General features: G+C 71.4%; 21 protein-coding genes. 6 read left to right on the forward strand and 15 right to left on the reverse strand.

Annotated elements, in window-relative coordinates; genetic code table 11:
• Nucleotides 1-46: 46 nt before the first annotated feature.
• Nucleotides 47-1357, reverse strand: coding sequence for a M18 family aminopeptidase (locus tag B079_RS0120625; protein WP_018547731.1), 1311 nt, complete (start codon nucleotides 1355-1357; stop codon nucleotides 47-49).
• Between the two features lie 86 nt (nucleotides 1358-1443).
• Nucleotides 1444-3270 carry an acyl-CoA dehydrogenase gene (locus B079_RS0120630; RefSeq protein WP_018547732.1) on the reverse strand — a complete coding sequence of 609 codons (1827 nt, stop codon included), beginning with the start codon at nucleotides 3268-3270 and terminating at the stop codon, nucleotides 1444-1446.
• 244 nt (nucleotides 3271-3514) lie between these two features.
• On the opposite strand from B079_RS0120630, the gene B079_RS0120635 reads away from it, so the two are divergent.
• The 4 genes from B079_RS0120635 to B079_RS0120650 all read left to right on the forward strand — a co-directional run bounded on the left by B079_RS0120635 (nucleotide 3515) and on the right by B079_RS0120650 (nucleotide 6802).
• The gene (locus tag B079_RS0120635) at nucleotides 3515-3943 is read left to right on the forward strand and encodes a calmodulin-binding protein (protein WP_018547733.1); all 429 of its coding nucleotides are present in this window, start codon (nucleotides 3515-3517) and stop codon (nucleotides 3941-3943) included.
• Nucleotides 3944-3979: 36 nt separating this feature from the next.
• Nucleotides 3980-4456, forward strand: a complete 477-nt coding sequence (locus tag B079_RS0120640) for an SseB family protein (protein ID WP_018547734.1) — start codon at nucleotides 3980-3982, stop codon at nucleotides 4454-4456.
• Between the two features lie 113 nt (nucleotides 4457-4569).
• On the forward strand, nucleotides 4570-5547 hold the full coding sequence (locus tag B079_RS0120645) for a pirin family protein (RefSeq protein WP_026248894.1): 978 nt from the start codon (nucleotides 4570-4572) through the stop codon (nucleotides 5545-5547).
• Between the two features lie 220 nt (nucleotides 5548-5767).
• Nucleotides 5768-6802 carry an AI-2E family transporter gene (locus B079_RS0120650; protein ID WP_018547736.1) on the forward strand — a complete coding sequence of 345 codons (1035 nt, stop codon included), beginning with the start codon at nucleotides 5768-5770 and terminating at the stop codon, nucleotides 6800-6802.
• Here B079_RS0120650 and B079_RS0120655 read toward each other — a convergent pair.
• On the reverse strand, nucleotides 6799-9012 hold the full coding sequence (locus B079_RS0120655) for an ATP-binding SpoIIE family protein phosphatase (protein WP_018547737.1): 2214 nt from the start codon (nucleotides 9010-9012) through the stop codon (nucleotides 6799-6801). The two genes, B079_RS0120650 and B079_RS0120655, sit on opposite strands and share 4 nt — an antisense overlap.
• Nucleotides 9013-9186: 174 nt before the next feature.
• On the opposite strand from B079_RS0120655, the gene aspS reads away from it, so the two are divergent.
• Nucleotides 9187-10950 (forward strand): aspartate--tRNA ligase, encoded by a 1764-nt coding sequence (aspS, locus tag B079_RS0120660; protein ID WP_018547738.1) that lies wholly within the window; start codon nucleotides 9187-9189, stop codon nucleotides 10948-10950.
• Between the two features lie 58 nt (nucleotides 10951-11008).
• On the opposite strand, the gene B079_RS0120665 is transcribed toward aspS, so the two are convergent.
• The 6 genes from B079_RS0120665 to B079_RS0120690 all read right to left on the reverse strand — a co-directional run bounded on the left by B079_RS0120665 (nucleotide 11009) and on the right by B079_RS0120690 (nucleotide 19962).
• Complete coding sequence (locus tag B079_RS0120665; RefSeq protein WP_018547739.1) at nucleotides 11009-11707, reverse strand: hypothetical protein; 699 nt, start codon at nucleotides 11705-11707, stop codon at nucleotides 11009-11011.
• 31 nt (nucleotides 11708-11738) lie between these two features.
• A complete protein-coding gene (locus B079_RS0120670; protein ID WP_026248895.1) occupies nucleotides 11739-12647 on the reverse strand; it encodes a hypothetical protein in 909 nt (302 codons plus the stop codon).
• A gap of 154 nt (nucleotides 12648-12801) precedes the next feature.
• Nucleotides 12802-14517, reverse strand: a complete 1716-nt coding sequence (metG, locus tag B079_RS0120675; RefSeq protein ID WP_018547741.1) for a methionine--tRNA ligase — start codon at nucleotides 14515-14517, stop codon at nucleotides 12802-12804.
• A gap of 128 nt (nucleotides 14518-14645) precedes the next feature.
• On the reverse strand, nucleotides 14646-16295 hold the full coding sequence (locus B079_RS35955; RefSeq protein ID WP_018547742.1) for a VWA domain-containing protein: 1650 nt from the start codon (nucleotides 16293-16295) through the stop codon (nucleotides 14646-14648).
• Between the two features lie 818 nt (nucleotides 16296-17113).
• A complete protein-coding gene (locus B079_RS0120685) occupies nucleotides 17114-19048 on the reverse strand; it encodes an FUSC family protein (protein WP_018547743.1) in 1935 nt (644 codons plus the stop codon).
• Between the two features lie 125 nt (nucleotides 19049-19173).
• Entirely contained in the window at nucleotides 19174-19962 is a 789-nt protein-coding gene (locus B079_RS0120690; protein ID WP_018547744.1) for an alpha/beta fold hydrolase, read from the reverse strand.
• A 99-nt stretch (nucleotides 19963-20061) separates the two neighbouring features.
• Here B079_RS0120690 and B079_RS32420 point away from each other — a divergent pair, with 99 nt between their 5' ends.
• On the forward strand, nucleotides 20062-21417 hold the full coding sequence (locus tag B079_RS32420) for a PLP-dependent aminotransferase family protein (protein ID WP_018547745.1): 1356 nt from the start codon (nucleotides 20062-20064) through the stop codon (nucleotides 21415-21417).
• Here the strand turns inward: B079_RS32420 and tgmC are convergent.
• The 6 genes from tgmC to B079_RS0120735 form a co-directional block, all read right to left on the reverse strand.
• Nucleotides 21404-22543: an ATP-grasp peptide maturase system methyltransferase gene (gene tgmC, locus B079_RS0120700; RefSeq protein WP_026248896.1), complete on the reverse strand. Its 1140-nt coding sequence runs from the start codon at nucleotides 22541-22543 to the stop codon at nucleotides 21404-21406. The genes B079_RS32420 and tgmC overlap by 14 nt on opposite strands.
• A 2-nt stretch (nucleotides 22544-22545) precedes the next feature.
• Entirely contained in the window at nucleotides 22546-23499 is a 954-nt protein-coding gene (gene tgmB / locus B079_RS0120705) for an ATP-grasp ribosomal peptide maturase (protein WP_018547747.1), read from the reverse strand.
• Nucleotides 23496-23777, reverse strand: coding sequence for a putative ATP-grasp-modified RiPP (gene tgmA / locus B079_RS0120710; protein ID WP_018547748.1), 282 nt, complete (start codon nucleotides 23775-23777; stop codon nucleotides 23496-23498). Before tgmA ends, tgmB begins: the two co-directional genes overlap by 4 nt.
• 168 nt (nucleotides 23778-23945) lie before the next feature.
• A complete protein-coding gene (locus B079_RS34115; RefSeq protein ID WP_234016830.1) occupies nucleotides 23946-24920 on the reverse strand; it encodes a helix-turn-helix domain-containing protein in 975 nt (324 codons plus the stop codon).
• Between the two features lie 90 nt (nucleotides 24921-25010).
• Nucleotides 25011-25553, reverse strand: a complete 543-nt coding sequence (locus tag B079_RS0120730; protein ID WP_018547752.1) for a hypothetical protein — start codon at nucleotides 25551-25553, stop codon at nucleotides 25011-25013.
• Between the two features lie 40 nt (nucleotides 25554-25593).
• Nucleotides 25594-26544, reverse strand: a complete 951-nt coding sequence (locus tag B079_RS0120735) for a hypothetical protein (protein ID WP_078496026.1) — start codon at nucleotides 26542-26544, stop codon at nucleotides 25594-25596.
• Nucleotides 26545-26626 lie beyond the last annotated feature (82 nt).

Genomic DNA, 26626 nt, shown 5'->3' on the forward strand with positions numbered 1-26626 from the left:
GGTTCCGGAATCTCCGGTCCCGCTCGGGTACCCGGCATCATGCCAACTAGCCCTCCAGGAAGGCCGCGAGGGCGTTCGCGAGGAGGAACGGGTCGTCGGCGCCGCACAGTTCGCGCACGCTGTGCATGGACAGGATGGCCACACCGATGTCGACCGTGGTGATGCCGTGCCGGGCCGCGGTGATCGGTCCGATGGTGGTGCCGCAGGGCATCGAGTTGTGCGAGACGAAGGTCTGGTACGGCACTCCGGCCCGCTCGCAGGCGGCGGCGAACAGGGCGCGGCCCGAACCGTCCGTGGCGTAGCGGTTGTTGACGTTCACCTTGAGGATCGGGCCGCCGTTCAGGCGCGGGTGGTGCGTCGGGTCGTGCCGCTCCGCGTAGTTGGGGTGCACGGCGTGGCCGGTGTCGGAGGAGAGACAGACGGTTCCGGCGAAGGCGCGGGCGCGGTCCTCGAAGGTGCCGCCCCGGGCGAGCACGGAACGCTCCAGGACGGTGCCGAGCAGCGGGCCGTCGGCGCCGGTGTCGGACTGCGAGCCGGTCTCCTCGTGGTCGAAGGCGGCCAGCACCGGGATGTGCGGGAGCGGGGCGCCCGAGGTCGCGGCGGCGATCAGGGCGGCCGTACCGGCGTGCACGGAGAGCAGGTTGTCCATGCGGGGCCCGGCGACCAGCTCGCGGTCCCGGCCGAGGTAGGCGGGCGGCTCGACGGGGTACGCCATCAGGTCCCAGCCGGTGACCGAACCCGCGGGCAGCCCGGCCTCCTCCTCCAGGAAGGCGATCAGGTCGCCCTCGCGGACGTCGTCCCCGAGGCCCCACACGGGCTGGAGGTGGCGCTGTTTGTCGAGCTTGAGGCCGTCGGTGCTGACCGTGCGGTCCAGGTGGATGGCGAGCTGGGGCACGCGCAGCAGCGGCCGGTCCACGTTCACCAGGGCCGTCGAACCGTCGCGCAGGCTGAGGCGCCCGGCGATGCCGAGGTCGCGGTCGAGCCAGGAATTCATCAGCGGGCCGCCGTAGATCTCCACCGCGACCTGTCTGAAGCCGTGCGCGCCGCTGTCCGGCTGCGGCTTGATCCTGAGGCTCGGGGAGTCGGTGTGCGCCCCGACGATCCGGAACGGGGTGTGCGGCTCGGCGCCCTCGGGGACGTACCAGGCGATGATCGCGCCGCCGCGCAGCACGTACCGGCCACCGGTGCCGGTGCCCGCCGGGGTGTCCCAGGCGTCGGTCTCGGCGACCTGACGGAAGCCCGCCTTCTCCAGTCGCGCGGCGGCGTTCGCCACCGCGTGGTACGGCGTGGGGCTCGCCGCGAGGAAGGTCATCAGGTCGTCGGTGTGGCCGCGGTCGAAGCGGGACGGTGCGCTCATGGCGTTTACCTTAACGACGTGCGCGGGCCCGCTCCCGGCCAGAGGGGAGCGGGCCCGCGGCAGTTGGCGGTGCCGGAGTGCGGAGCTTAGAACGCGGCCTCGTCCAGCTCCATCAGGTCCAGGTCGACGGAGCCCGCGACCTTGCGCGCCAGGGTCACGCCGGGCAGGACGTTGGCCGCGAAGAACTTCGCCGCCGCGATCTTGCCGGTGTAGAACGCCTTGTCTTTCGCGGAGGCGGTCTCCAGCTTCTCGGCGGCGATGGCGGCACCCTTGAGCAGCAGGTAGCCGACGATCACGTCACCGGAGGCGAGCAGCAGGCGGGTGGTGTTGAGGCCCACCTTGTAGATGTTCTTGACGTCCTGCTCGGTGGCCGCGAGGTCGGTCAGCATCAGCCCGACGATGGCCTCCAGCTCCACGGCCGCCTTGGCCAGGTGCTCGCGGGCGCCCGCCAGCTCCTCGCCGCCGGTGCCGAGCGCCAGGAACTTCTTGATGTCCTCGGCGATGCCGTTGAGCGCGGCGCCCTGGTTGCGGACGATCTTCCGGAAGAAGAAGTCCTGGCCCTGGATCGCCGTGGTGCCCTCGTAGAGGGTGTCGATCTTGGCGTCGCGGATGTACTGCTCGATCGGGTACTCCTGGAGGAACCCGGAGCCGCCGAAGGTCTGGAGCGACTGGGCGAGCTGCTCGTAGCCCTTCTCGGAGCCGTAGCCCTTGACGATCGGCAGGAGCAGGTCGTTCAGCGCGTGCTCGGCCGAGGCGTCCTCGCCGCTCGCCTCCTTGACCGCGATCGCGTCCTGGATCGAGGCGGTGTAGAGGACGAGGGCGCGCATGCCCTCCGCGTACGCCTTCTGCGTGATCAGCGAGCGGCGCACGTCGGGGTGGTGCGTGATGGTGACCTTGGGCGCGGTCTTGTCCATGAAGTTCGCCAGGTCCGGGCCCTGGACGCGCTCCTTGGCGTACTCGAGGGCGTTGAGGTAGCCCGTCGACAGCGTGGAGATCGCCTTCGTGCCGACCATCATGCGGGCGAACTCGATGATGCGGAACATCTGGCGGATGCCGTCGTGCTTGTCGCCGATCAGCCAGCCCTTGGCGGGGTGGCGGTCGCCGAAGGTCATCTCGCAGGTGTTGGACGCCTTGAGGCCCATCTTGTGCTCGACGTTGGTCGCGTAGACGCCGTTGCGCTCGCCCAGCTCGCCGCTCTCGCCGTCGAAGAGGAACTTCGGGACGAGGAAGAGGGACAGGCCCTTGGTGCCGGGTCCGGCGCCCTCGGGACGCGCCAGCACGTAGTGGAGGATGTTCTCCTCCATGTCGTGCTCACCGGAGGTGATGAAGCGCTTGACGCCCTCGATGTGCCAGGAGCCGTCCTCCTGCTGGACGGCCTTGGTGCGGCCCGCGCCCACGTCCGAACCGGCGTCCGGCTCGGTGAGGACCATGGTGGAGCCCCAGGTCTTCTCGACCGCGATCTTCGCCCACTGCTTCTGCTCCTCGGTGCCCTCCTCGAAGAGGATGCGCGCGAACGCCGGGCCGGAGGAGTACATCCAGATGGCCGGGTTGGCGCCGAGCACCAGCTCCGCGTACGCCCAGATCAGGGACGGCGGGGTGTTGGTGCCGCCGATCTCCTCGGGCAGGCCGAGCCGCCAGTACTCGGAGTCCATGAAGGCCCTGTAGCTCTTCTTGAACGTCTCCGGGACCGGCGCGGTGTTCGTCTCGGGGTCGAAGACCGGCGGGTTGCGGTCGGCGTCGGAGAAGGACTCCGCCAGCTCGTTCTCCGAGAGCCGGGTCAGCTCCGCCAGGACGGATTTGGCGGTGTCGGTGTCCATCTCCTCGAACGGGCCGGTGCCGTAGAGCTTGTCGCGGCCGAGGACTTCGAAGAGGTTGAACTCGATGTCGCGGAGATTCGACTTGTAGTGCCCCATGGTGACTCCGTCAGGTCTCGGCGAGGCACTGACTCCTCGCATCTGGTTCACGTACCAACTAGTAGCTCCGATGATGCTACCCGTCGGTAATAAGAAGCAACCCCGCCGCCCCCCGTGCTCTGTTCCGTGCCCCACCGTGCGCCCGCCCGGCCGGGTGAATGTGCCTCCCCTCGGCAAGCACTCCAAGTGATCTTGCGGATACGGTCCGTGGCGATCTCTTCTCTCTCTGTCCTCGGAGGCACACGTGCGACGTTTTCTGACCCGGTTCGGCGGCCTCGCGGCGGCGGCGATGCTGACCGTCGGACTGGCCCATCCCTCGCAGGCGGCGGACCCGGCGTACTTCGAATTCACGGACGCGGGCCGGCAGACGGCGGTCGTCCGGATCGACAACCCGGCCGCGATCGCGCACGCGCGGCAGTTGCTCAGCGGCGAGACGACCGAGCGCCCCCACCTCTACGGGCGCATCGTCAAGCGCCCTGCCTCGTACAACCCGAAGTGGAATTTCCACTACAACCCCGAGACGGTCAGCTTCTTCGACTATGCCATCGAGGTCTGCGACGCCACCCTCCCCTACGTCGAGGACCACCTCGACGAGGCGGGCGGCGCCTTCCTGCCGGGGCTCCACTGGTGCCCCTGGACTTCGCGCCTGACGCGAGAGGTTCCGGCTCCGTAGGCCACACGGGCGAGGTGGCTCGGTAGGGTGGCGCGCATGTACGGCTACGACCAGAACGTGGGCGCTCAGCAGCAGTACGTCCCACCGCAGCAGCAGATGCCCGGCGGTGTCGGCGGATACGGCCAGCAGCCGCCGCTCTACCCCGAGCCGTCCCCGCCCTCCCTCGCGGACGCGGTGCGCGCGTTCACCACGGGCTCGATGTCCGCCGAGGACTTCCAGCAGGTGTTCGCCACGTCCAAGGTGTACTGCCCGCGCGGCGACACCCCGGGCTTCCTCGCCCTGCACAACACGCAGCAGCCGGTGATCCCGATGTTCACCTCGCTCAAGGAGCTGCGGCGGTACGCGGGCAAGGAGTCCAAGTACTTCGTGATCACCGGCGCCGAGGTGATCGACCTCCTGCCGACCGGCTACGGCTTCGTGGTCGACATGGAGGGTGAGCACCGGATGGTGTTCGACGCGAAGGCCGTGGAGCAGATGGTCGAGTTCGCGATGCGCCGCATGTACGGCGGCTGACGCGTGAGTCGTCCCCCAGCGGGCCCGGAGGGAATTTCCTCCGGGCCCGCTCTGTTGTGGGTGGCAGAAAGTTCAACGCTCAACTAAAGTGGTCCCACAAGGAGGTACCGACCATGCCCGCAGTGACCGTCGAGAACCCGTTGACGCTGCCCCGTGTGACCGCTCCCGCCGACGCCGTGTCGCGTCCGGTGCTGACCGTCACGACCGCTCCGAGCGGTTTCGAGGGCGAGGGATTCCCGGTGCGCCGGGCGTTCGCGGGGATCAACTACCGCCACCTCGACCCGTTCATCATGATGGACCAGATGGGTGAGGTGGAGTACGCGCCGGGCGAGCCCAAAGGCACCCCCTGGCACCCCCACCGCGGCTTCGAGACCGTGACCTACATCATCGACGGCGTCTTCGACCACCAGGACTCCAACGGCGGTGGCGGCACCATCACCAACGGCGACACCCAGTGGATGACGGCGGGCTCCGGTCTCCTGCACATCGAGGCGCCGCCGGAGCAGCTGGTCGTCTCGGGCGGTCTCTTCCACGGGCTCCAGCTGTGGGTGAACCTCCCGGCCAAGGACAAGATGATGGCCCCGCGCTACCAGGACATCCGCGCGGGCAGCGTGCAGCTCCTCACCTCCCCGGACGGCGGCGCGCTGCTGCGGGTCATCGCCGGTGAGCTGGACGGCCACGAGGGCCCGGGCATCACGCACACCCCGATCACCATGGTCCACGCGACCCTGGCGCCGGGCGCCGAGATCACCCTGCCCTGGCGCGAGGACTTCAACGGCCTGGCGTACGTCCTCGCCGGGCGCGGCGCGGTCGGCACCGAGCGCCGTCCGGTCCGCACCGGCCAGACCGCCGTCTTCGGCACCGGCTCCTCGCTGACGGTCCGCGCCGACGAGAAGCAGGACGCCCACACCCCCGACCTCGAGGTCGTCCTCCTTGGCGGACAGCCCATCCGTGAGCCCATGGCCCACTACGGCCCGTTCGTCATGAACACCAAGGAACAGCTCATGCAGGCTTTCGAGGACTTCCAGAAGGGCCGCCTCGGCACGGTCCCCGCGGTCCACGGCATGACGGAGGCGGGCCCGGAGGCGTGAGTCTCCCCCCTGTGAACCCCGCCGCCCGGCAGACAACGGCGTCTGCCGGGCGACGGCGTGTACGACGACTTTTCGACTTACCGAGTCGGGTGGTGGGTGGGCATAGGCCGGGGGTCCAGGGGGCGGGAGCCCCCTGGTACGGCGAGCCGAGGGACGGCGCCTCACCCACCCGGCCCGCCGCAGCAGGACAGCCGAGCCCAGCTCATGATCCGCTGAACATGTGCCGCTGCTGCCCGACCCCGTCCGCCGCTTCGCGGCCTGGTGCGTCGTACTGCTGCTCATCGCCGGCGTCGGCTGGGTCGGCATCCGCCTCTGCGGCGAGCTGAGAACAGCCGTCGTCCCCGTACTCCTCGCCCTCCTCGGCACCGCCCTCCTGGGCCCCCTGTACCGCTGGATGATCCGGGCCAAGCTGAACGCCAGCCTCGCGGCGGCCCTGACCTGCGTAGCCGTGGTCGCGGTGGTCGGCGGCGCCGTCTACATCGTCGTAGCGGCCCTCGTGGACACCGGCGACCAGATCATCGCCTCGCTGCGGGACGCCGCCAAGGCGGTCGCCCGGCACTTCGGCGCCGCAGGCACCGGACTCGACGACCTCGCCGCCAACTCCCGCAAGCTGCTGGAGAAGTTCGGCGGCACGGCGGTGTCCAACGTCATCAGCGGCGTCAGCATCGTCGGCGAGTCCATCGCCATCGCCGTCCTCGCCCTGCTCCTCGTCTTCTTCTTCCTGCGCGACTCCCACCGCGCCCTCACCGCGCTGCGCTCCCTCGCCCCCGGCGACACCGCCGACCTGCTGGAGGCCATGGCCCGCCGCGCCTTCGAGGCGGTCGAGGGCTTCATGCGCGGGACGACGCTCATCGCGCTCATCGACGCCGTCTGCATCACCATCGGCCTGCTGATCCTGCGCGTGCCCGGCGCGGTGGGACTCGGCGCGCTCGTCTTCGTCAGCGCCTACATCCCCTACCTCGGCGCCTTCCTCTCCGGCGCCGTCGCCGTCCTGGTCGCGCTCGCGGACCGGGGCTTCGTCATCGCCCTGTGGGCGCTCGGGGTCGTCCTCGCCGTCCAGGTCCTGGAGGGGCACGTCCTCCAGCCGGCCATCCAGAGCCGTACCGTCCAGATGCACCCGGCCGTGGTGATGCTGACGATCACCGCGGGGGCCTCGGTCGCGGGCATCCTCGGCATGCTGCTCGCCGTACCCCTCACGGCGGCGTTCTTCGGCGTCGTGGGCGAACTGCGCACCCGGTACGGCGACCCGTCCTAGAGCGGGTCCGCCAGGCCCCAGGCCACGACGGCCTCGTCCCCGTCCGCCCCGCCTTCCCCGGCCTTCTCGTACAGCTCGAACCAGATGCTCTTGCCCTTGCCCTGCGGCTCGACCCCCCAGGCATCGGCCAGCAGCTCGATCAGCATCAGGCCACGGCCCGAGGAGGCCAGCTCGCCCGGGCGGCGCTTGTGCGGCAGATCGTCGCCGGTGTCGGTGACCTGCACCCGCAGCCGCCGCGCCCCGCTCTGCCCGAAGACCTCGGCCAGCAGCAGCGCGTCCGCGTCGGTGTGCACCAGCACATTGGTGACCAGCTCGGAGACCAGCAGCACCGCGGAGTCCACCTGGTCCGGGGAGTTCCAGTCGTGCAGCAGCTCGCGCAGATACTGGCGGGTCTCCGCGATCCGCTCGGGCTCGTCCTGCGCGACCGACAGCAGCGTGCTGCGCACCCGGGTGCGCGCCGTCGCCGCCTCCTCCCGCTCGGGCTCCCCGCCCCGGTACAGCAGCAGGACCGCGATGTCGTCCTCGCGGCGGTCGGTCAACGGGCCCGTCGTGTGATGGGAGGACGGCCCGTGCACCCCCTGCACCAGCGCGTCCGCCAGCTCCTCGAGACCCTGCTCGCGGTCCGTGTCCGGGACGGCGTGCTCCTCCAGGATGGTGCGCACGCGCCGCCAGCCGCTCTCCATGTCGTGGCCGCCGGTCTCGATCAGCCCGTCGGTGCACAGCATCATCGTCTCGCCCGGCTCCAGCGTGAACCGGGTCGTCGGATAGTCGGCGTCCGGATCGACCCCCAGCGGCGGCCCGCCCGCCGTCGGCCGCGCCATCACCGTGCCGTCCGCCATCCGGACCACCGGATCGGGGTGCCCGGCCCGGGCGATCTCCAGACGGCCCGTCGCCGCGTCGGCCTCCGCGTACAGACAGGTCGCGAAGCGCAGCTGGGCCAGGTCCTCGTCGTGCGTGATGCCGTGCAGGAAGCGGGAGGCGCGGGAGAGCACCGCGTCCGGGCGGTGCCCCTCGGCGGCGTAGGCGCGCAGGGCGATGCGCAGCTGGCCCATCAGCCCCGCCGCCCGTACGTCGTGCCCCTGTACGTCCCCGATGACCAGCGCGAACCTGCCGCCGTCGGCACCGCTCCCGGTGGCCCCGCCGGGCAGCGGGATCATGTCGTACCAGTCGCCGCCGACCTGGAGGCCGCCGCCGGTCGGTATGTAGCGGGCGGCCACGTTCATGCCGGGTATCCCGGCGATCAGCGAGGGCAGCATGGAGCGCTGCAGGCCCTCGGTCAGCTCCCGCTGGGTCTCGGCGGCGCTCGCCCGCGACAGCGCCTGCGCGAGCATCCGGGCCACCGTGGTGAGCACGGCCCGCTCGTCCGGGGTGAACGCCACCGGATAGCTGAACGCCGCCATCCAGGCGCCCATCGTGTGCCCGCCCGCCGTCAGCGGCAGGAACGCCCACGAGCGGCGCGCGAACCGCTCGGCCAGCGGCCAGGTGGCCGGATAGCGGTCCCGGTAGTCGCCGGGCGAGGAGAGATAGACGGCGCGGCCGGTCCGTACGACCTCCGCCGCCGGATAGTCGGTGCTCAGCGGCATATGGGTGAAGGGGCCGTCGTCCCCGGGCGCGTAGCCGTGGTGGCCGATGATCGTCAGCCGCTCGCCCTCCACCCCGAACACCGCGAGGCCGTCCGGCGAGAACCCGGGCATCGACAGCCCGGCCGCGACCCGCAGCACCTCCTCCGTGGAGCGTGCCTCGGCCAGCGCCCGGCCCGCGTCCAGCAGGAACGCCTCCCGCGAGCGCCGCCAGTCCCCGGTGACCGCGCTGCGCGCCGACGACGTGCCCGGCGCGGGCTCGGTCACCTCCTGGAGGGTGCCGATCAGTTCGTACGCGCGCCGCTCCCGGTCGTACGTCGGCTTGGAGCGGCTGCGCACGACCCGGATGACGTGGCCCCGCTCGTCGATGATCCGGATGCGCACCTCGGCCAGCGTGCCCTCGGCCACCGCGAGCGGCACCACCCCGGTGATCTCGTTCCAGTCCGCGGGGTGCAGCCGGGCGCGGGCCTGGGCCTCGGTGAGGGTGGCGGGGCGCGCGGGGAGCCCGAGCAGCCGCGCCGCCTCCGCGTCCACGGTGACCAGTTCCGTCGCCGTGTCCCAGTGCCACAGTCCGGTCGCGAGGGCGGCGAGGATGTCCCCGGTGGACGGAAGCGGCTCGCCTGTGCGCATTGCCCCACTTTAAGAAGAGGTGACCCGGGGCTGCCACCGTGGATCGGCGAACGGTAATGGTGGGGAGCCGATCTTGGGGTGCCCGGTACCCTTGATGGGTCCGGGCCCCGTGCCCGTACCCAGCCGAGAGAGAGCAATCTCGGTACCCCGAAGCGCAAAGGACGATGAACGACGATGCATCGGTACAGGTCCCACACCTGCGGCCAGCTCCGCGCCTCTGACGTCGGCACCGACGTCCGGCTCAGTGGCTGGCTGCACAATCGTCGCGACCTGGGCGGCATCCTCTTCATCGATCTGCGTGACCACTACGGCATCACGCAGCTGGTCGCCCGCCCCGGCACCCCCGCCTACGAGGCCCTGGACTCCATCTCCAAGGAGTCCACGGTCCGCATCGACGGCCGCGTTGTTTCACGTGGAACCGAGAACGTGAACCCCGAGCTGCCCACCGGCGAGATCGAGGTCGAGGTCGCCGAGGTCGAGCTGCTGGGCGCCGCCGCGCCGCTGCCCTTCACGATCAACGCCGAGGACGGCGTGAACGAGGAGCGGCGCCTGGAGTACCGCTTCCTGGACCTGCGCCGTGAGCGGATGCACCGCAACATCATGCTGCGCACCGCGGTCATCGCCGCCATGCGCCAGAAGATGACGGCGATGGGCTTCAACGAGATGGCGACGCCGATCCTGTCCGCCACCTCCCCCGAGGGTGCCCGCGACTACGTCGTGCCCTCGCGCGTCCACGCGGGCCGCTTCTACGCCCTGCCGCAGGCGCCGCAGCAGTTCAAGCAGCTGCTGATGATCTCCGGCTTCGACCGGTACTTCCAGATCGCGCCCTGCTTCCGCGACGAGGACGCCCGCGCCGACCGCTCGCCGGGCGAGTTCTACCAGCTCGACGTCGAGATGAGCTTCGTCGAGCAGGAGGACGTCTTCCAGCCGATCGAGAAGCTGATGACGGAGCTGTTCGAGGAGTTCGGCGGTGGCCGTCACGTCACCTCGCCGTTCCCGCGCATCCCGTTCCGTGAGGCGATGCTCAAGTACGGCTCCGACAAGCCGGACCTGCGCGCCAAGCTGGAGCTGGTCGACATCACCGACGTCTTTGAGGGCTCGGCGTTCAAGGCGTTCGCGGGCAAGCACGTGCGCGCCCTCGCGGTGCCGGACGTCGCGGGCCAGAGCCGCAAGTTCTTCGACGGGCTCGGCGAGTTCGCCGTGTCCCAGGGCGCGCAGGGCCTGGCCTGGGTCCGCGTCGGCGAGGACGGTTCGCTGACCGGCCCGATCGCCAAGTTCCTCACCGAGGAGAACGTCGCCGAGCTGACCAAGCGTCTGTCGCTGGCCCCCGGCCACGCGGTGTTCTTCGGCGCGGGCGAGTTCGACGAGGTCTCCAAGATCATGGGCGCGGTGCGCGTCGAGGCGGCCAAGCGCGCGGGCCAGTTCGAGGACGGCGTCTTCCGCTTCTGCTGGATCGTCGACTTCCCGATGTACGAGAAGGACGAGGAGACGGGGAAGATCGACTTCTCCCACAACCCGTTCTCGATGCCGCAGGGCGGTCTGGAGGCCCTGGAGACCCAGGACCCGCTGGACATTCTGGGCTGGCAGTACGACATCGTCTGCAACGGCGTCGAGCTGTCCTCCGGCGCGATCCGGAACCACGAGCCGGACATCATGCTCAAGGCCTTCGAGATCGCGGGCTACGACCGGGACACGGTCGAGGACAAGTTCGCGGGCATGCTCCGCGCGTTCCGCTTCGGCGCCCCGCCGCACGGCGGCATCGCCCCCGGCGTCGACCGCATCGTCATGCTCCTCGCGGACGAGCCCAACATCCGCGAGACGATCGCCTTCCCGCTCAACGGCAACGCCCAGGACCTCATGATGGGCGCCCCGACCGAGCTGGACGAGTCCCGGCTGCGGGAGCTGCACCTGAACATCAGGAAGCCGCAGCCGAAGTAGCAGGCGGTGTGTGAGGGACGGTCCGGCTCCTGGTGAGCCGGGCCGTCCCTGTTTCTGCCTACTCCTCGGCCTGATCGGGATCGGACATCTGATCAGGGTCGGCGCCGTCCTCCAGCAGCCGCTCCCCGATGTCGTCGGACCAGTGCTGGGCCCAGGCGCGCAGCGGGGCGACCTCGTGGCGGGGGAGGCCGTAGCGAAGGAACTCCCCGTCGGCGTAGAAGTCCGTGCCGGTCAGGCGGGACTGGAGGGTGGGCAGGTCGAAGGCGTCGTACGCGTGCCGACGGCCCAGCTCCTCCAGTTCCGGCAGCGAGAAGCGCTCGGCGGCGGCCCGTGCGTCGATCAGGTCGACGGCCGCGCCCCGGTCGTACAGCGCCCGGATCTTGGTCCCGACGGCGTCCGCGAGCGAGAGGGCGGGCCCGTACCCGGTCAGCTCGGCCGGCCCCCAGAGGGCTTCCTTGTGCAGCGCGAGGCCGACCTCCTCGCCGGTCGGCGGATCGGTGACGGTCAGCTCCGCGGTGAGCGCGCCGACGGCCCCGCTCCGCACCACCCGCCCCCGCGCCTCCAGCACCCCGGCCAGCTCCCGCGCGATCGCCTCCAGCCCCGTTCCGCTCTCGGTGGCGAAGTCGAGATTCCCATGCGCCCGCGTGACGACCCCATGCGCCTGAAGGGCATACCCACCCGCCAGCACGAGCGCATACGGCACCCCGGCGGTGACGACATCGGCGAGGAGACGGCGGTGCGATGCGGGGAGGCTCACGGTGTCCGTACTCTGCCAGAGCGTGCCCAGGTCAGGGGAGTTCTGGAGTGTCGGGGGTGTCGGCGAAGAGGTCCTCGGCGCGTTCGACGGTCTCGGCGCGGTCGAGCCATTCGCTCACCCGGGCCGGTTCCGTGCAGGCGGTGATGCGCTCTCGGGCCTCGTCGGAGACCGCGATGCCGCGTACCTTGAGGACGCGCAGCACCCCCTTGGCCTCACCCCTGGCTTCGCCCTTGGCCTCGCCTTCCAGGAAGGTGCGCTCCAGCAGGGTGCCTCGACCGGGAAAGAAGTTCACGAACGACACGATGTTCCTCCACTTGTCGCCTGCGGGAGTCGTCCCGAGGGCGCTGTCCAAGAACTGACCGATGTACAGAGCTGCGTGGGCGTTCATCTTCGGGAGCGCTTTGCCGAGTGCGTCCAGTATGGCGTCGCCCACCGGGGTGTTGGCGTGTGTCAGGGCGGAAAAGGCGGCCATCGCGGGCTTCTCGGTGGCTGTCCGCGCGTCGGTGATCGGCGGCAGATTGTCCGGACCGACGACCAGGGGGTACGTGCGCTGGGCGGTCCAGCCGCGTGCCCCGCACTCGAAGGGGCCGGTCGCCCACTTCGCCGTGGGCCGGTCGCGGCAGACGACGAGCAGGAGGACCGGCAGCCGGTACTTGGACTGGAGATAGGCGACGTAGTACGCCCAGCTCGCGCTCTTGTCCTTGTCACGGCGCTCCTGAGCCTCGACGGCGAGCAGGAAGTCGTCGCCGTCGGACGGCTCGATGCGCAGCACGGTGTCCACATGCCGGGCGAGCGGCCGGGTCTCCGTCACGTCGGCGGTGATCGCGTACGTGGCCGCCTTCTCGGGGAAGGCGATGCCCAGCGCTTCGAAAACGGGCGCCAGGATCTCGGGGCGCTCCTCGAAGACCCGGTGCATGCCCTCATGGGCTGATGTGACCATGCGTGCAAGGTAGGGGCAGGAATGCGTGCTCTGTCCGGGTGAACCGTAGGTGTTCACTCGTTCGAGGGGCGAGGGAACGTTCAGTCAGGTAGGGCCGCTGACGTGCGACGGCGCCGACCCGAGAGGGGCCGGCGCCGTCGGAAGGAAAGCGGGATCAGGCGGCCGAGCCGCCGAAGCGCTCCTTGTACGTTTCCAGGTCCTCGTCCGTCAGCTTGGCGAAGAGGACCGGGGGGACGGTGAAGGGGGTGCCGGGGGGGACGGAGGTGAGGGACTTGGCCTCGGACTCGGTGATCCAGGTGGCGGTGTCGGAGGGGAGGGAGAAGGCGGCGCGCATCGCGGCGGAGGAGGCCGGGATGAAGGGTTCCGAGACCACCGAGTAGAGGTGGATCAGGTTCATCGCGGTGCGCAGGGTGAGGGCCGCGCCGTCCTTGTCGGTCTTGATCTCCAGCCAGGGGGCCTTCTCCTCCAGGTAGGAGTTTCCGGCCGACCACAGGGCGCGCAGGGCGGAGGCCGCCTTGCGGAACTGGAGCGCCTCCATCTGGGTCTCGTACTCCGCGAGCAGCCCGGCGATCTCCTCGCCCAGGCGCGCCTCCGCCTCGCCGGGCTCGCCGCCCGCCGGGACCTCGTCGCCGAAGCGCTTGCGGGAGAAGGACAGGACGCGGTTGACGAAGTTGCCCAGCGTGTCCGCCAGGTCCTTGTTCACCGTCGCGGTGAAGTGCTCCCAGGTGAAGGACGAGTCGTCCGACTCGGGGGCGTTGGCGATCAGGAAGTAGCGCCAGTAGTCCGCGGGCAGGATGTCCAGGGCCTGGTCCGTGAAGACGCCCCGCTTCTGCGAGGTGGAGAACTTGCCGCCGTAGTACGTCAGCCAGTTGAACGCCTTGACGTAGTCGACCTTCTTCCACGGCTCGCGCACACCCAGCTCGGTCGCCGGGAACATCACCGTGTGGAACGGGACGTTGTCCTTCGCCATGAACTGCGTGTAGCGGACGGCGTCGTCCGCCTCGTACCACCACGACTTCCAGTCCCGGTTCTCCGGGTCCTGGTCCGCCCACTCCTTCGTCGCGCCGATGTACTCGATCGGGGCGTCGAACCAGACGTAGAAGACCTTGCCCTCGGCCGCCAGCTCCGGCCACGTGTCCGCCGGGACCGGCACGCCCCAGTCCAGGTCACGGGTGATCGCGCGGTCGTGCAGGCCCTCGGTCAGCCACTTGCGGGCGATGGAGGACGCCAGCTGCGGCCAGTCCTGCTCGTGCCGGGCCACCCACTCCTCGACCTCGTGCTGGAGCTTGGACTGCAGCAGGAAGAGGTGCTTGGTCTCGCGGACCTCCAGCTCCGTGGAGCCGGAGATCGCCGAGCGCGGGTTGATCAGGTCCGTCGGGTCCAGCACGCGGGTGCAGTTCTCGCACTGGTCGCCGCGGGCCTTGTCGTAGCCGCAGTGCGGGCAGGTGCCCTCCACGTAGCGGTCCGGCAGGAAGCGGCCGTCGGCCGGGGAGTAGACCTGGCGGATCGCCCGCTCCTCGATGAAGCCGTTCTCGTTCAGCTTCCGGGCGAAGTGCTGGGTGATGTCGCGGTTTTCGGCGGAGGAGCTGCGGCCGAAGTAGTCGAAGGCGAGCGCGAAGCCGTCGTAGACCGCCTTCTGCGCGTCGTGCGCCTGGGCGCAGAACTCGTCCACCGCCAGGCCCCGCTCCTTGGCGGCCAGCTCGGCGGGGGTGCCGTGCTCGTCGGTCGCGCAGATGTACAGGACGTCGTGGCCGCGCTGGCGGAGGTACCGGGAGTACACGTCCGCCGGGAGCATGGACCCCACCATGTTGCCCAGGTGCTTGATCCCGTTGATGTACGGAAGGGCGCTGGTGATGAGGTGTCGAGCCATCGGGGGCTGCTCCCAGGTCGCTACGGGTACGAACCTTGAAATCGTAGCCGACGTGTGTATGCCGCCCGCCTCCCGTTTTACGGGGTGGACGCGGGCGGCATACGGGGATCTCTTCGCTGCGGGGTTCCTTACGGGCGCCAGCCTGCCAGGACGCCCTCGTACAGCTCGGCGTCCGTCAGCTCGCGGGGGGTCGGGCCCGCGTGGAAGAAGGACGTGTTCGGGGTCTTCAGCTTGCGGAGGTAGTCGAAGGCCTTGTTGTCGTGCTCACCGAAGGCGACGAAGGAGAAGAAGACGTTCGGGTGGGTCTTCGCGGCGTTCGTCAGGGCCTGGGTGGCGGGGGTCTTCGCGTCCGGGGCGCCGTCCGTCTGGAAGATCACCAGGGCCTTGTCGGTGGGGGTGTGGTGCTGGTCGTAGTGGGCGAGTACGGCTTCGACGGCGGCGTGGTAGCTGGTACGGCCCATGCGGCCGAGGGTGGCGTGCATGTCGTCGACGGTGTCGGTGGCGCCGGGGGTGAGGTCCGTGGTGCCGTCCACTTCCGTGGAGAAGAAGACGACGTGGACGGCGGGGGTGTCCTTGTCCAGCGCCGCGGCGAGGGCGAGGGTCTGGTCGGCCAGGGCCTGGGCGGAGCCGTCCTTGTAGTACGGGCGCATGCTCGCGGAGCGGTCCAGGACGAGGTACGTCTTTGCGGGGGTGTGGGCGAGGTCGGCTTTTGCGAGGGCGGTGGTGGCGGGGGTGTCGTCGGCGGGGGTCGGCTGAGCCTGGTCCGCCTCGGCGGGGGCGGGGGGCTGAGCCTGGTCCGCCTCGGCTTCGCCCTCGGCGGCGGTCTGGTTCCCACCCGCACCACCCGTGCGGCTTTCGTCGTCGGGTGCGGGTGGCCCCTGCGGGGCTTGCTCGCCGTCGGCGGCCTCGGGTTCGGCGGCGGTCTTGGCCTGCGGCGCTTCGGCGGGCTCGGGCTGCGGCTTCTCGGTGGGTTCCGGCTGCGTCTGCTGGGCGGACTCGGGGCGCGGCTTCTCGGTGGGCTCGGCGCGCGGCTCCTCGGTGGGTTCCGGCTGCGTCTGCTCGGTGGGCTCCGGCTGGGCTTCCTGGGTGGGCTCGGGCTGCGGCTTCGGCTCGGGGGCGGTGGCCTTCGCCTTCGGCGTCACCGGCTTCGTGGGCTCGGGTGCCGCTTCGGCCGACGGCTCCTGCTCCGGCTCGGGGGCCGTGGTGGTCTCCGCCGTCGGCTCCGGATCGGTGGTCTCGGACACCACCGTGATGTCGAGTTCGCTCGCCTCGATCTCCGTGCGCTGCGCGGGCACCTGGGGGGTGACCTCGGGCTCGACCTCGGTGTCCGGCTGCTGGTCAGCGACCTCGGCGTTCTCCGGCTCGCTCGGCTTGGCCGCCGTCGGCTCCAGCTCCTCGGCCGGCGCGTCGGTGACGGGCTCGCTCGGCTCGGCCGGGGCTGCCATCACCTCCGTGAGGTCCGGCTCCGACGCCTCGATCGGCGTCTGCTGCTCAGCGATCTCCGGCTCGGCCGGGGCCGTCGCCTCGGGCTCGGTGGTCTTCGGCGCGCTCTCCTCGGCCGTGACCGTCGCCGCTTCCGCGAAGTCCGGCTCCGGCGCCTCAAGTTCGGCCTGCTGCGCGGTAGCCGCAGCCTCCGTGCCCTCGGCCTCGTTCGACTCCACCGCGACCACCGACGCCTCGGTGCCCTCGGCCTCACTCGGCTCAGCCGTAACGGCCGTCTCCGCGACGTCGGCTTCCTTCGCCTCCGCCGAAACCTCGTCCGCGTCCGTCCCAGCCACAACCGCCGCTTCCGCAGCCGCAGGCTCGTCCGGCTCGGTTACAACTGCCGTCTCCGTGACGTCGGCCTCGTCCGTCTCTGCCGTAGCAGCCGTCTTCGCGACCTCGGTCGCATCCGGCTCCGCCGAGACCGTCGTCTCCGCAGCCGCAGGCTCATCCGGCTCAGTCACGACCGCCGCTTCCGCGGCCTCGGCTTCCTCCGGCTTCGCCGTAACCGCCGCGTCCGTGGCCTCAGCCTTCTCCGGCTCCGCCACGACCGCCGCTTCCGCAGCCGCAGGCTCGTCCGGCTCGGTTACAACTGCCGTCTCCGTGACCTCGGCCTTGTCCGGCTCCGCCGTACCAGCCGTCTTCGCAGCCGCAGGCTCGTCCGGCTCGGCCACGACCGCCGTCTCCGCGACGTCGGCCTTCTCCGGCTCCGCCGTGATCGCCGCCTCGGCCTCACCCGGCTCCGCCGCAGCACGCGCCTCAGCCGCGCCCTGATCAGCCGCAGCACGCGACTCTGCCTCACCCGGGTCGGCCGCGGCACGCGACTCCGCCTCGCCCTGATCAGCCGCCGCACGCGACTCCGCAGGCTGTTGCCTCGGGACCGTTACGTCGTCGAACGCCGCTGCGACCAGGTCGTGTTCGCGCGGTTCCGGGACGGTTGGCGCATTCTCTGTGTCGGCGGGACGCTCTTTGCGGCGGCCGAACGCGTTCCTCAGGAGAGTGAGAATGCCCATGTGCGCAACCCTTCGCGTGAGTTGATGCCGATCGCTGGCCAGGACGGACACGTAAGGTTAGCGGCCCTGAGGCGCGGGTTCCGGCCGCACCCGGGGTGTCGTCAGTGGGGTGTCGCGATCGCGCGGGCGGCGGCGACCTCTTGGCGCAGGGGCTCGAGGACGCTGTCGGAGGGTCCGGTGAGGTCGGTGCGGACGGCGGTGAGGGTGTCGGTCCGCCGTACGGATTCGGCCAGTTCACGGAGTTGGCGGGCCACGTGCTGGACCTCTGCCGGGGAGGGCGGAGGGGCGCCGTGGCGGACGCGGACCCGGGCCCCCGTCGTCGCGTCGACGATGCGTTCCACGGCCACCACCAGCGGCCACCAGGCCGCCGCACGGCGTCCGGTGGGCGGGGGTTCGGTCAGGGCGCGCTGGAACTCCGTCCGGATGGTGGACAGATCGCGGTACAGCCGGCGCCGCATCCGGGTGCGGGCGGCGGGCGCCGTACCGGGGCCGAATGCCGCCTCGACGTACGCCGCCGTGTCGGCCACCGCGTCCGCCAGCCGGTCGCCCACCCGGCTGTGCCAGCTCTCCGGCCACAGCAGATACCCGGCGACGAGCGCGATCCCGCAGCCCATCAGGGAGTCGAGCAGCCGGGGCAGCAGCAGGCCGATGCCCTGGTGGTTGAGGATGTCGGAGAGGAGCAGGATCACCGGGGTGATCGCGGCGGTCTGGTAGCCGTAGCCGCGCGGGGTGAGGGCCGGGACCAGCGGGGCCAGCAGCAGCATCACCGGCACGTCCCACCAGCCGAGCGGTACCTCGGCCAGGACCGCCGCCGCGAGCACCAGCCCCACCACCGTGCCCAGCGCCCGCAGCAGCGCCCGGGAGAACACCGAGCCGAAGTCGGGCTTGAGGACGAAGGTGATGGTCAGGGCGACCCAGTACGAGCGCGGGACCGGCACGAGCGAGACCAGCGCCTGCGCGATGCCGATGCACAGGGCCAGACGCAGGCCGTAGCGCCAGGAGTTGGCGGACTGGACGACGGTGCGCGCGGCCCGCGCGGTGCGGGCGCGCAGCGGTACGGCGTGGTCGTCCACGCCGAGCGGGTCCACGTCGGGCGCCGCGACCACCTCGGCGGTGTGCCGCAGCGCGTGGTCGAGGGCGCGGCCGGTCTCCGTGACCGGTGGGGGCAGTTCGGGCAGGTTCAGCCGGCCGGTGCGGCCCGCCGCCACGTCGTCGGCGAGACGACGTACCGTCTCGGGGATCTCCGGCGGCAGCGGTCTGCCGGTGAGGTCGACGGCGGGCGCCGCCTCGATGACCGGGGTGATCGCGTTCAACTGGGCGATCAGCCGGGTGAGTTCGGGGCTGCGCGCGTGGTGCAGGGCGCGGTGGCCGAGCAGGATGTCGTACGCCTGGTTCAGCGCGCGGGTGACGTCGAAGCGGGCGGCGACGTACCGCTCGGGGGGTCCGCCGCAGGCGGCCAGCAGGTCGGCGACCTTGCGGTAGCCGAGGGCGACGGAGCCGCGTTCGGGCACCCCGGCGCGCAGAGGCCAGGCGAGCAGGGCGAGCGCCAGGACCAGCAGTCCGCCGCCGGTCATCAGCAGCGGCGCCAGCCACCAGGGGCGGGGCAGCGGCAGGCCCGCGCCGACGACGCAGTTGAGCAGGAGCAGCAGGCCCGAGACGGAGGCCACCGTGCCGATGGTCGAGATCATCCCGGAGACCAGTGCGACGGCGGTGACGACCCCGACCGCCGCCCAGCCCTGCCCGAAGACGAGCGTGCCGAGGATGACGCCGACGGCGCCGGTGAGCTGGGGTACGGCGATGGTGATGACGCGCATCCGGTAGGCGTCGGCGGTGTCGCCGATGACGCCGTTGAGCGCGCCCATGGAGGCGAGGGCGCCGTACGCGGGCTGTCCGGCCGCGAGCCCGATCGCGAGCGGGAGGGTCAGGGCGATGGAGGCCCGGGCGACGGCGGCCCAGTTGACCGGCGCGGGTTGCGCGCGGAGGTTCCGTACCAGCCAGTCGGGAGGGGTGAGGCCGATCGGGAACTCTCGGGACATGCGCCCATTATGACCGCTTCGCCCGATGAGCCTCCGGTTGTCGGGCGCCCGAGGGGCCGCCGGGTCACTGCCCGAGGAGCCTCCGCCGTCACTCGCCCGACGAGCCGTGGGTCAGGCCCCGCCTCTCACGCGTCCCCGCCGTCCACCTCCGCCAGAAACGCCCCCAGCACCCGGTTGAACTCCTCCGGGCGCTCCAGGTTCGGCAGATGGGCCGCGCCGGGGACGATGTGCAGCCGGGAGTCCGGCAGGGCCGTGTGCAGCGCCTCCGCGTCCGCGACGGGTGTGTACGTGTCGTCGGCGCCCGTCACCACCAGGGTCGGCGTGGTGAGCCCGGCGAGCAGGGGCCGGTAGTCGGGGCGGGCGGCGCGCCCGCGTAGGGAGGCGGCGGCGCCCTCGGGGTCGGTGCCGGTCATCATCCGGTGCACGTGTGCCTTGACCTCGGGTGCGGCGTACGGCGCGACCATCCGCTCCAGGACCTCGTCGGCGTACCCGGACATGCCCTCCGCGCGCAGCCGGTCGGCCATGGCGTGCCGGGACCGTACGCCCTCGGGGGTCTCCGGCTCGGGGAAGGTGTCCGCGAGGACGAGACCCCGGACGCGGGCGCCGAACCGCCCGGCGCACTCCATGGCGATCTGGCCGCCCATGGAGAGCCCGGCGAGCACGAAGACGCTCGCGCCGAGGTGGTCGAGCAGGCTCTCGAGGTCGCGCGCGTGCCGGGAGAGCGTGACCGTGCCGGGGGTCACCGGGGAGGCGCCGTACCCGCGCAGATCGGGGACGATCACCCGGCGCCCGGCGGAGAACTCCGCGAGCTGCGGGGCCCACATCGTGCGGTCGAAGGGGTGGCCGTGGACGAGCACCAGCGGGAGGCGGCCGTTTTCTGGGCCTTTGTCGTCGTATGCGAGGAAGGGCGGCATGGAGCCGACCCTAGGAGTCGCGTCCGGCTCGGTGCAATGAAATCTTTGCCCTCGGTGCAATGGGGTGCCAGGTGAATGCCTCACCGGACAAGGGGAGTTGTGGACGACTACCGCCGTATCGCCGACCGGATCGCCGCCGACATCGCCCGTGGCCGACTGCGGACCGGTCAACGCCTGCCTCCGCAGCGGGCGTTCGCCCGCCGTCACGGCATCGCCGCGTCCACCGCCGAGCGGGTGTACGGCGAACTCGCCCGCCGGGGGCTGGTGGTGGGCGAGGTCGGCCGGGGCACCTTCGTCCGCGCGACGGCGCCGGACACGCAGCCGGGGCACGCGCTGACGGAGACGTCCTGTGGTCCCACGATGGTGAACCTGGAGCTGAACTACCCTTCCACGAAAGGCCAGTCGGAGCTGCTGGCCCCCGTCCTCGCCGAACTCCTGCGCCCCGAGGCCCTGTCCGAGGCGCTGCGGCTGCCCGCGCCCGCGGCGGGGACGGCGGCGGCGCGGGAGGCCGTCGCCGGACTGCTGGGCTCCCCGGACCCCGACGGCATCGTCCTCACCGGCAACGGCCGCCAGGCCATCGCCGCCACCCTCGCCTCCCTGGTCCGCCCCGGCGACCGGATCGGTGTCGAACCGCTGACGTATCCGCTGGTCAGAGAGGTGGCGGCCCGCCTCGGCGCCACGCTGGTCCCGCTCGCCACGGACGCACGCGGCCCCCTGCCCACGTCCCTCGCCGCCGCACACCGCTCGGCTCCCCTGGCGGCGCTCTACCTCCAGCCGACGCTGCACAACCCGACCTCGCGGACGCTGGACGCGGGGCGCAGATCCGAACTGGCCTATGTGATAACCGACTTGGGGATACCGGTGGTGGAGGACCGCGTCTGGTCCTTCCTCCACGAGGACGACGAGCCCCCGTTCGCGTCTCTCCTCCCCGGCTTGGGCCATATCGTCGACAGCCTGTCCAAGCGGGTCGCCCCGGGCCTCACCGTCGGCTTCGCGGCCGTACCGCCCGCGCGGGCCGGTGAGGTGGCCCGGGCGGTACGGTCCGGCGGCTGGAGCGCGGGCGCGCTGGCCCTGGAGGCGGCGGTCCGGTGGATCACCGACGGCACGGTGGCCCGCCTGACGACCGCCAAGCGCGCGGACGCCCGCCACCGCCAACTCCTCGCCACCAAGGCCCTGTCCCCCCACCCCCTCGCCTCCGCCCCCACCTCCTGCTTCACCTGGTGGCCCCTCCCCACCCCCTGGCGCGCGGACACCTTCACCGCGGCGGCCCGCGCCCGAGGCATCGCCGTGACCCCGGGCCCGGCCTTCGCCACCGCCCCGTCACACACCCCGGACGCGGTACGCCTGGGCCTGGGCTCGGTACCGGAGGGGGAACTGGTGCGGGCGCTGGGGGTGTTGGCGGAGCTCGTGCGCGGAACACCGCTCGACGGTTCGGGAACCGTCAGATCCAGGTGAGGTGTTCACCACCCGGGCCGACGTGCAGGGTCATTCGCTCGGCCGGGGGACGGCCGTCCTTGATCCAGTGCAGCAGCTGCTGGGAAACGGCGTCCCAGAGCCGTTCCGGGCCGCCCTGCCGGACCAGCCACTTTCCGTCGCTCTCGTACAGCGCGGCCCATGAGCCTGCCTCGACGTCCACGAACAGATGCTCCAGGCGCCCGTCGCGTTCGAGGACGAGCCGCTGGGCGCGGGGGGCCACGAAGCGGGCGATGAAGCGTGGGGTCCAGTCGTCCAGGACGTTCGCTCCCACCTCGGTTTCCTCGGCTTCGGCGTCGCGTGTGTCCGGCAGCAGGCCCAGCGGTGGGGCCTGGTGCGGCCGGGCGAGCATGAAGGACACCTGGCCACCGAGGACGGGGCCGGTGGCGGTGCCGTCCTCGGCGACGGTGAGGCGGACGAGTTCGGAGGCGCCCGTCCAGCCGCCGACGGTGGCCAGGATTCCGCCTCCTGGCCTGGTCTGTTCGATCCACTCCCGGGGGATGTGGTGGACGCCGCACGTGGCGATGATCCGGTCGTACGGGGCACCCTCCGCGTGGCCGAGCAGGCCGTCTCCGACCACCAGCTCGGGGTGGAGGCCGACACCGGCCAGCGAGACGCCCGCGCGGACGGAGACGCCGGGATCGACCTCGACGGATGTCACGCTCTCCGGACCGAGTGCGTGGCACATCAGGGCGGTGGAGTAGCCGGTGCCGGTGCCGATCTCCAGTACTCGCACCTCGCTTCCAGGCGAGGCAGCGGACACGCGCAGTTCCTCCAGCATCCGCACCACGAGGCTCGGCAGCGTCGAAGACGACGTGGGAATCTGCCGGATACGCCCCTCGACGTCGCTCGGTACGACTTCGCCGGCCACCTGGGTCACGAGGGTGTCGTCGTCGTAGATGCGCCGGAGATCGGCCTTGCCCCTCGGGAAGCGCGGCCGGTACCAGCCGCCCTCTTCGTACTCGAACCAGCCGTCTTGGAGGAATGCCTCGCGGGGCACACCGAGGACGGCCGCCGTCCACACCTGGCCACGCAGCGCGCCCGTCGCCCTCAGCCGGTGCGCGAGTTCGTCGCGCAGCTTCTCCGAGTCCGGAAACCCAGTACTCATCGTCACTCGCCCTTCTCCAGCAGATCAGCGATGGCCGAGGTGATGGGCAGACCGGTCGCATGCTCCAGCCACGCCCACTGCCCATGGGGGTTGCACTCCAGGAACCACCAGCCGCCATCGGTCGACAGCGCGAAGTCGAAGGCCCCGAAATTGAGGTCGAAGGCGGCGAGAAAGCGGAGGAGTGCCTGCCGGACCGCGCCGGGGCAGTCCACCGTCTCGTACGTCAGGTGCTGGTACTCGGCCCGCCAGTCCACGACTCCTGCCGGGGACGTGATGCGGGCGCAGAACACCTCCCCGCCCACCACCACCGCGCGGGCGTCGGCGGACTTGTCGACGCGCTCCTGGAAGAGGTGCGCGCAGCCCGATACCCGGTCGTCGATCTCCCGACTCTCCACTGCGGCGGCCCAGATGCCCGCGGGCTCCCCGGCCACGCTGTACGAACCCGCGTGCAGCGGCTTGTAGATGGTCGGCCGCTCTGCGGCGAAGGCACGCGCTTCCGCCGGATCGTTGGTGACAAGGGTCCTCGGCACCAATAACCCGAGCCGCTTCGCCTCGGCCAGCTGGGCGGGTTTGTACTCGGCCCGTGCGATGGCCTGCGGATGGCTGAGGTACAGGCAGTTCGACAGGGACGCCAGCACCCCGCCCAGGCCGCGTCGGTTCTCCTGGGCGGCGAACCGCTGCGCCTGGTCCTGGCTGTCGTATCCCTGATAGAGGCTGGGGCGGCGGTGATACAGCGCCCGGACCTCTTCCAGCGTGGTCGTGCGGCCGTGTGCGGTCAGTCGGCCGGACCATCCCCGTTCCTCCGCGTAGGCCGTGAGGCTGATCCCGGCCGGGAAGTCCTGGCCGGGATCGAACCGTAGGACGGGCACGCGGCGGCGGTTCAGCTCGGCTATCACCAGGTCGGCGGTCGCGTCCTCGTACTCGGTCGCCACCAGCACCGCGCGCCCGGAGGTCACGACTGGCCCTCGTCCTGTGTGGCGTCGTGGCCGCTGTCGGCATCCTGCTTGCCGTCCTTGCTGACCTGCGTGGGCGGGTAGGTGTTGACACTCGTACCGTGCTTGCCGAGTTCAGCGGGCACCAGGGTGCCGTCGCCGCCCACCCAGCGCCCCGTCTGCGTCTCGGGGTCGATTCCCTCGTAGCGACAGGTGCTGGGGGCGCCGTTGCGGAGGGGAACCATGCGGGCCAGGCCCCACGGCGGCGGTGCCGGGGTCTCGGCAGTCGTCGTTCCGGGCACGGGGGTCTCCTTTGTGTGACGATCCAGACACACAAAGTTAGGGCTGGGGGTGTCGGCCTGCCAGGCGTGTAGCGATGTACTTTCGGTGACCAAGCTTCAAAACTGCACCGCTGCACTGCAGTTAGAGGAAGAGCCCCAGGTGGGCGCCTACCTCGCGCATCTCGGTGGTCAGAGTGCGCCGCTTCTTGGTGATCTCCTCGAAGGTGGCGGCGGCGGACGCCTGGTGGCGGAACCACTCGGGTGCGGCGTGGTCCACGGCGGCCAGTTCCTCCATCGCGGCGGTCGGGTCGCCGGAGCGTACGTGGGCGCGGGCCAGGTCCAGGCGGTAGCGGTTGCCGTCGTTGGTGCTCGGGCCACCGAGCTTCTTCCAGTTCTTCTCCTGGAGGTTCGGTTCTTCGCCTGCCAGGTCGCGTACTGGTCGTCGGAGGCTCCCATGATCTTGGGCTCCACGGCGTCCATCGTGGCGACGGCGATGTCCTCCGCTTCGTCGAAGCGCTCGGTCCGCACCAGCAGCCAGCACATTCCGCCGACCCCGGACGCGGCGGTGAGGTCGTCCCCGGCGGCCCGGCCGTCCTCGATGGCGCGTAGGGCCGCAACATGAGCGAGGTCGTACTGCCTGATTTGTGTCAGATACCGCCCCACCAGGCTCATGACCCGTGAGCGGGCCACCAGCGCCTCGGCGTGGGCGTCGCCCGAGTCGAACCAGGCCACCGCGTCATCGGCGGCCTTGATGAGCACCGGCAGCTCGGCGGCGATGCTCGCGTAGGTGTCCGCGAAGTACAGGACGGAGCTGTCGTGGGTCATGCGGCGCAGACGACGCAGATCCGGTTCGGCACCGACCGGGGCGGGCGCCCTGCCGAGGCCGAGCGCGGGCGCGAGTGCGATGCGCAGTGCGCGCAGGTTCTGGCTGTTCGGGTCCTCGTGCCCGACCGGCTCCGGAGGCCCGGCCGCCATCAGGTCCGATGTCCGCACTCCGAGGGCCCGTGCCAGGGCGTGCAGGGTCTCCATGCGGACTCCGCTGCGCCCCTGCTCGATCTTTCGTACGGGCCCCACCGAGAGGCCGGCCCGGTGTGCGAGCTGTTCCTGGCTCCAGCCCTTGGCGCGCCGGAGCCGTTTCAGGTTCTCCGCGAGTTCGTCCGACATGCGTCATCACCCCTCTCTGTCAGCGTACGCCGCCGCGATACGCGCCAAGTCGCCTTCTGCGCAAGGGCGGAGAGGGCCAGTGGCCGTGTGTCAGGGAGAGGCGGGTGGCGTGGTGAAGTCCAGCTCGGGCAGCCCCAGGAAGCGGGTGAGCGCGTCCACCAGGCGTTCCTCGTGGTCGAGTTCGTCGGTCTCCGTGAGGGGGTCGGTCAGGTGGGCTTCGGTGAGGGCGGGGAGGAAGTGGTCCGGGGCGGGGCCGGCTGCGTCGGTCGGGGACTCGAAGCTGAAGCAGGTGTGGAGGCGGGTGTCGCGGTAGTACTCGAAGCAGGGGCCGTGGGCTTTTGCCAGGCAAGGTTCGGTGATGAAGACCGCGAGTTCGGCGCCGGGTGGGCACAGGGCGGCGTAGTGGGCGCCCTCGTAGTCGCCGGTGGCCGCGGAGTCCCAGGCGTGCATGTCGTGCATCAGGACGCACCAGTCGTCGCCCTTGGCGTAGGCGCGGGGGCGGCGGTGCTGGGCGAGCAGGCCGCAGGTGAGCGTGTCCAGGGAAGTGCCGCGGAAGAAGACGACGTTGGTCTCCTCGTCGCCCGGGCGGCGGCCGTGTATCCAGCCGAGGGGGCCGTTTATCCAGTGGCTCATGCACCGCACGGTAGGCCCGGGCACTGACATCGCCCGGTGTTCAGACCTGTGCGCGGCCGTCCTCCTGGACCTGGTCCCCGGGCGCGCTCCGGTTCTTGCGTTTCTCCGGCGGCTTGCGGGGTTGCTCGGGGCGGGTCCGGCGGCGGGTGAGCCAGGTCGTCAGGGCCACGGTCACGCCGAGGGTGAGCAGGAGCCAGGAGACCGTGCGGAGGGTCGCGGTGAGGGTGTCGTAGACGGCGGCGGCGACCGGGTGGGGGACGTCGGGCGGGAGGTCGGCCAGGGTGAGGGCGCGGCCGACGGTGAGGGCGAGGGCGAGCAGGGCGCCGCCGAGGGCCGTGCCGAGCGAGGTCGCGACGATCGCGCGGCGGCGGTGCACGGCCAGGGCGATCCCGGCCGAGGCGAACACGACGGCCGCCACCGGCAGCCAGAAACCGGCGACTTCCAGCATGTGGTACCCCTTGCGGAACCGGGTCAGGTCGCCCGCCGGGAGCACCGGGACGACGGTGTGCTGGACCGGGATGCGGGCGGCGAGCGGGACGTGGTCCTGGGTGAGCTGCTGCTTGACCCGGGCGGTGACGGGAGCGAGGTCGACGGTCACGGCGGCGCCCGGCGCCCCGGCGGTCGGGTCCTCGTCGCGCAGGGCGCGCAGCACCGCGTCGTGGGTGATCCGGTTGCCGGTGTCCCAGGCCAGCCGGAAGGCGGGGGTGCGGGTGAAGGAGCGGACCGCGTCGCGCACGAAGGGCCGGACCGAGGCGCGTACCGGGCTCATGTCCATGCGCTGGTCCGCCTCGCGCAGGATGCCGTCCCCGACCGCCTCCGCGATGGCCTCCCGCACGTCCGGGTCGGCGGCGAGCGGCGCCATGGTGGTGACGTAGCGGCTCGTGTCGGTGAGCGTGTACGCCGCCCAGGCCGCCGTCGCGCCGAACGGCACGAGGAGGCAGGCCAGCGCGATCAGCGCGGCCGACACGACGCTCCGGTGACGAGGGGACACCCTTCCAGGCAAGGGGTGGCAGGGGCGGCGCGCGAGCGGGGGCGGGCGTACGGGGGAATCCGGGGGCACTTGGGGGAAGCCG

Origin of the sequence: Streptomyces sp. LaPpAH-108, from assembly GCF_000373625.1 — a bacterium.
GTDB lineage: Bacteria > Actinomycetota > Actinomycetes > Streptomycetales > Streptomycetaceae > Streptomyces.